Origin of the sequence: Aquimarina sp. RZ0 (genome assembly GCF_008370685.1) — a bacterium.
Taxonomy (GTDB): domain Bacteria; phylum Bacteroidota; class Bacteroidia; order Flavobacteriales; family Flavobacteriaceae; genus Aquimarina.
The window spans coordinates 1-1,651 of record NZ_VTZU01000204.1; the positions used below are offsets into that span (position 1 = coordinate 1).

At 31.4% G+C, this 1,651-nt stretch carries 2 protein-coding genes; both read left to right on the top strand.

Annotated features, from left to right (window positions below):
* Positions 1–135: 135 nt before the first annotated feature.
* The gene (locus tag F0000_RS27235) at positions 136–372 is read left to right on the top strand and encodes a hypothetical protein (protein ID WP_149627839.1); all 237 of its coding nucleotides are present in this window, start codon (positions 136–138) and stop codon (positions 370–372) included.
* A gap of 4 nt (positions 373–376) precedes the next feature.
* Positions 377–667 (top strand): hypothetical protein, encoded by a 291-nt coding sequence (locus tag F0000_RS27240; protein ID WP_109437021.1) that lies wholly within the window; start codon positions 377–379, stop codon positions 665–667.
* Positions 668–1,651 lie beyond the last annotated feature (984 nt).

Below are 1,651 nucleotides of genomic sequence, written 5' to 3' on the forward strand. Positions count from 1 at the left end.
CCTCGATCAAAAAAGAAAACTAGGACTAGTGAAAAGAATTAGAAAACAAATTGATAAATTTGGATTAACTAATGATGATTTGCAAATAACTGTAAATCAGTAGTGTAATTTTACGTTAGTCAGAATTATCAGATAATGAAAAAAGAACACAAGAAAATAATTGACCATATTTCTACTTATCTGAATGAAAATCCAGAACAAAGGTTTGGCCAGGCAATTTTCAATCTTAAAATCAACGAATTCATAGAAGAAGAAAACTTGATTAATCCTAAATACCAACTAAGAGATATTCATAATGACTCGGACGAAAAAATACTTGGGCGAATTGAATCTCAACTAAAGTGGTTTAACAAAAAAAAAGAAAGTTTATAATTTTATGAAACTGTCTTGTGAAAAATGTTCGAAAAGAGAATTTGAAGTTCCAAATTTCACATCTGAAGAGAAAAAAAATCTTTCTGAATTAAAAGCCAATAATAAACTTGGAGAGTTAATTCAAAAAATAGAATCACTCTATGACATAGAAAGTATTGATGCTAAGTTCTCCTTTATGCATATTAATAAAAAGTACGGAAAGTGTAATCGCTGTAATGTTGACTATCTTGAAGGGGAATATGTTGAATGTCCTAAGTGTAAGGCTTTAAATTTTAACTGGAAAACGGAAAAATAAAAAGTAGCTAACATTATATATGAAATCAGAGCAAAGTTTGGTGTTAGATCGAAAGATCATTTCCTTTTGTGGTGGCGCTAGATTTTTATAAATTGAATAATACGATTTGCGATTAAAAAATTCGTATAAATTCATTGAATTATTTTTTCTTTATGCAAGGCAAAAAAATCAAACATAGCTATAGCTACGGTTTATTTTTTAAACGAAGTAGAAAGGAAAAAGAAACGATGAATATGCGAAATTTTTAGTTATAAATCGTATAAGAAATAAAAATGCGCAGATAAATCGATTGGTTCGGGCTTGCTTGCCTTGCTCCGATTCATATATTTAGCGTTAGGGCACATACTTGTTATCTGAAAAGCAAAACGCAATCTGAACCTTACTGCGGACGAACCTCGATCGTATGACAGAGAGTTTTTGCAGTGGTTTGTATCAGATCCAAAGTAAAAAAGCGATGAAAAAATCACTCAAAAGGAGTGTTTCGGAGCAGTAACTTGCAAAAAATCGCTTTTTTTGGCTCATCACGATAATTTTGACGGAAAAAGGATTTGTGATTTTTTGGTTTGGTAAGTGATAAATCCAAAGGCAGCAAAGTGATCGCTGGAGAATAAGAAAAATAATACGGAGCAGTTCGCAATCTGATATCACTTTACCGCAGCTTGTTTACTAAGTTCAGGCTTGTAAAAGTGGTACGTGCCATAACACTATATATGTGTCATAGCAGTTAGGGGACAAATCGAAAAGTCTGTGTATTTTTGCAATGGCGCAATGCTTGCAGAAAGAAAAGTTAGCAACCAATGCGAAGAAATATCGAAAAGCAAGGTAACATTTTGCCCTGCTACGACACATATATTAAACGTTGACAAACATTAAAAAACAGAAAATGAGAAAATATATTATCATCTTTATTTTAATAAACCTCTTACTATCATGTAATGAGGATGAAAACACTTCAGTAATAGAAGTTACAACTGAAGATTTTAA

Excerpts from the sequence above, each read along its gene's own strand:
- F0000_RS27235 (WP_149627839.1), top strand. The coding sequence starts at position 136 with ATGAAAAAAGAACACAAGAAAATAATTGACCATATTTCTACTTATCTG.
- F0000_RS27240 (WP_109437021.1), top strand. The coding sequence starts at position 377 with ATGAAACTGTCTTGTGAAAAATGTTCGAAAAGAGAATTTGAAGTTCCA.